The organism is Lishizhenia sp., from assembly GCF_057456495.1.
Window position 1 is genome coordinate 1 of the sequence record NZ_JBVCPV010000242.1, and the last position, 3,573, is coordinate 3,573.

5 protein-coding genes are annotated in these 3,573 nt (G+C 35.0%); 2 read left to right on the forward strand and 3 right to left on the reverse strand.

What is annotated here, in order from left to right:
* On the reverse strand, positions 1 to 290 hold a 290-nt coding region (locus AC22ZQ_RS13310; protein WP_318959254.1), incomplete at its 3' end, for a DUF1987 domain-containing protein.
* 10 nt (positions 291 to 300) lie between these two features.
* The gene (locus AC22ZQ_RS13315; RefSeq protein WP_318959255.1) at positions 301 to 861 is read right to left on the reverse strand and encodes a SiaB family protein kinase; all 561 of its coding nucleotides are present in this window, start codon (positions 859 to 861) and stop codon (positions 301 to 303) included.
* 141 nt (positions 862 to 1,002) lie between these two features.
* Here AC22ZQ_RS13315 and AC22ZQ_RS13320 point away from each other — a divergent pair, with 141 nt between their 5' ends.
* Positions 1,003 to 1,743, forward strand: coding sequence for a class I SAM-dependent methyltransferase (locus AC22ZQ_RS13320; RefSeq protein ID WP_318959256.1), 741 nt, complete (start codon positions 1,003 to 1,005; stop codon positions 1,741 to 1,743).
* On the forward strand, positions 1,730 to 2,479 hold the full coding sequence (locus AC22ZQ_RS13325) for a ZIP family metal transporter (protein WP_318959257.1): 750 nt from the start codon (positions 1,730 to 1,732) through the stop codon (positions 2,477 to 2,479). Before AC22ZQ_RS13320 ends, AC22ZQ_RS13325 begins: the two co-directional genes overlap by 14 nt.
* Here the strand turns inward: AC22ZQ_RS13325 and AC22ZQ_RS13330 are convergent.
* The coding region (locus AC22ZQ_RS13330; RefSeq protein ID WP_318959258.1) for a glycoside hydrolase family 3 N-terminal domain-containing protein at positions 2,468 to 3,573 on the reverse strand (1,106 nt) is incomplete at its 5' end. The two genes, AC22ZQ_RS13325 and AC22ZQ_RS13330, sit on opposite strands and share 12 nt — an antisense overlap.

The window sequence follows — 3,573 nt, forward strand, 5'->3', positions numbered from 1 at the left end:
AAGAACCAATTCACTTTTATATCAGTTCCTTGCCCGTTAATAGCTTCCAAAGCTTTCAAGAAGTCTAAGATGCATTTAGAAGAGGATGTGTTGAAGTATTCCAATTTGATATCAACGGTAGTAGTGCTTTTTGGATTTTCTCCGTAATTAGCAATCCACTCGTTAATGGGTTTGTAAAACTCTATAGAGTTCTCAGGAATAGATCTACCTTTAATTTCTAAAGTACCTGTTTCATTCGAAAAATGTACGCTGGGTGTTTTAGGGGTCCCTTCAATGATTAAATTTTCCATATTCCGAGTTTTAAAGTGTGTTAATAGTAATATCTAAACAGAAGAAGCTTAAGCCGGCACTAAGTTCATGAAAGTTATAATTTAATGGTAGTCCTGATTTACGTCTCATATCAATAAAACCTAAACCGGCGGTACCCTTTTTACTTTGAGCACCATTAGCTAATTTACTTTTATAACTTTCCTTTAGTTCTAAATCACTTAAGTTATTTATTTCGCTTATTCTTTGTTTAATTTTTTTCGTGTCAGCAGTATTCATAAAATTCCCTGTATGTACATGATAAAATCCATCCTTGAATGTTATCATGAATATCATATTCTTGTGAATTTCCTGAATTTCACTGGAGTTTTCAAATGGATCAATTTGATGATGATAGAGATTTTGAAGACTTTCAATAACGATGTTACACAATCGTTTTTCAATGCGTTTGTTCTCCTTTTTCTCACCTAACAATTGTTCAGATTTTCTTATTAACTCCAAGATAACTTCAGGCGTAACCTCTCCCTTGTACGAGAAAAGCAAATGCTCCCTTTCAGTATCTTCATAAAAGTTAATAATATTCTCTTTGTCCATCAAGTGTAATGTAGTAGTATAATTTAGCCGTACCCAACAAATATAGAAATATCTTTTACTAGACTTTCTTCTGTTGCTTTTAATTTTTCACAGCTCGGAACTTTGTTTATTTTTGCCCCGCATAATTTAAAGTATCCATACATGTCAAAACCGTGGTTTGAACAATGGTTCAACACAAAATACTATCACATTCTTTACAAGAATAGAGATTTCGATGAAGCTGAATTGTTTATAGATAACCTGTACAATTTTATGGGCTTAAGTAATGAATATGTATGTGATTTGGCATGTGGAAAGGGTAGGCACTCGGTTTATTTAAATAAGAAAGGTCTGCGTGTTTTAGGATTAGACTTGGCAGCTCAAAGTATTGCCGAAGCAAAAAAACATGAAAACGGTGCTTTGCATTTTGACACCCATGATATGCGGGATGTATATAAGGATGAAAAATTCGATGTAGTTTTTAATTTATTTACGAGTTTCGGATACTTTGATGATCAGTCGGATAACTTACAAGTATTAAAATCTGTGCATCAAATGCTTCAACCAGGAGGTAGAGTATTGATAGATTTTTTAAATGCCAAGTATACCGTAGCTAATTTAGTGGAGGATGAAGTAAAAGAGGTTGAGGGTATTGAGTTTCATATACAGCGAAATTTTAACGGAAGTCATATCTTGAAAAATATTCAGTTTACAGCTGAGGGTAAAGATTTTGATTATACAGAAAAAGTACAGGCTGTAAGTTATGATGACTTTAATCGACTACTTACAGAGGCTGGTTTTAAAATTGAGACTACCTTCGGAGATTTTAAATTAAACACCTTTGATGAAGAGCATTCAGAAAGGTTAATTATTGTGGCTAAAAAGCAAGATGGAGCTAATTAATATATTATTCCTTATCCTTTCCGTTTTTTTGGGAGGGTTTATAGTGGTCTTTTTAAAAAATAAGAGTCAAGACAAAACTATAAAACTGTTTCTATCCTTTAGTGGAGGGTTTTTGCTGTCTATAGCATTCATACATTTTATTCCTGAGATTTACTCCAAGCATGAGTTTGGTATTGGGTATTATATATTGCTCGGTTTTTTGATTCAATTGTTTTTGGAATATTTTTCAGGAGGTATAGAGCATGGGCATATACATGCAAAAGCTGGCGGTGCAATGCAGTGGGGATTATTTATCTCTCTAAGTTTACATTCATTTATAGAAGGAATACCGCTAACCGCTGAAGCGAGTGGTGCTGCCGAGGTGATGCATCATGCTCATGGGCATTATCATGGCGTTCATTCGGGTTTCAATACCTTATTAATGGGGATTGTTTTACATAAAATACCTGTGGCTATTGCTTTAATGACTTTGTTGTTAAGTTCTGGATTTAAACAATCTAAAGCGTGGATGGTAATTGCGGCTTTCTCATTAATGGCACCTCTAGGGATGTTATTTGGGACTTATGGCTTTCCGGAGATAGGAATAGACTTAGATATTATCCTAGCCGTAGTGGTGGGTATGTTTTTACATATCTCAACAACTATCATCTTCGAATCTTCAGAAAACCACAAGTTTAATTTTGTAAAACTGATCAGTTTAATTGCGGGAGTTTTGCTGTCTATATTAGTGCATTAACCCCAGAGCTATTTTTGCTCTAATGATACGTTTACAAGCAGTATCAACTTGATTTCTAAAATCAGCATCTAAACTGTATAGACCAAGTAGTCTCTGGTGTGCTAAGTCTGCATCTAATGGCATGAGTAAGATGTCACAACCTGCTTGAACTGCAAGTACTTCTGCCTTATCAACGTTTCTAACTCCTCCCATATTCATTGCATCAGTAACGATTAATCCTTCGAAGTTTAAACTGTCTCTTAATAAGTCTGTTACGATCTTTTTAGAAGTAGTTGCCGGCATATCATTGGTATTGTAAGTAGCGTTGTTTTTAACTGCTATATGTGCAACCATGATACTCATAACACTATCTGCAATAAGTTGAGGATAATTGTGAAGTTCTTTTAACTCTCCGTCTATATATACCAACTGTTTGTGTGTGTCTCCAGTTACGAAACCATGTCCTGGAAAGTGTTTGGCTGTGGCCAGGATATTATTAGCTTGTGTTTGATGTATAAAAGCAGAAGACCATGAGATTACGCTGTCAGGTTCATGACCAAAACTTCTCCAACCTACTGTTTTATTTGGCGACATATCTACTACAGGTGCAAAATTGTAATTGATACCAATCTCCAACAATTCATTAGAAATGTCTTGAGCACATTTTTCAACTTCTGCTTTTGTTTTTAAGGTATTGGCCTTTTGTATAGTGGGGGTCCCCGAAATCTTACGATTTATTAAAGAAGGTTCTGCATCGGCACTGTATAAAAAAGGAAGGTAGTTTAAGCTATCATTAATGGCATTTAAATCTTGTATCCAGTTTGCAAATTGCACTTTACTACCATTTAGCATCAGAACACCTCCAATTTTTCCTTCTTGTGTTAAACGCTCAATTTTCGAGTAATCCTGACCGTATCTACCCACTGCAGGCATTAGTAATTGACCAACGCGTTCAGTATAAGACATACCGTTAAAGTAGTGATTTACCAAACTGTCCAAATCTTGGTTTTCTCCAAAAAAATCACCGAGTTCAAATGTAGTAGGTGTTGGGGTGTCGTTAAAAATTGTATTAACGGGTATAAATTGTTCTCCAGGTTTTGTGCGCTGTCCAAAGG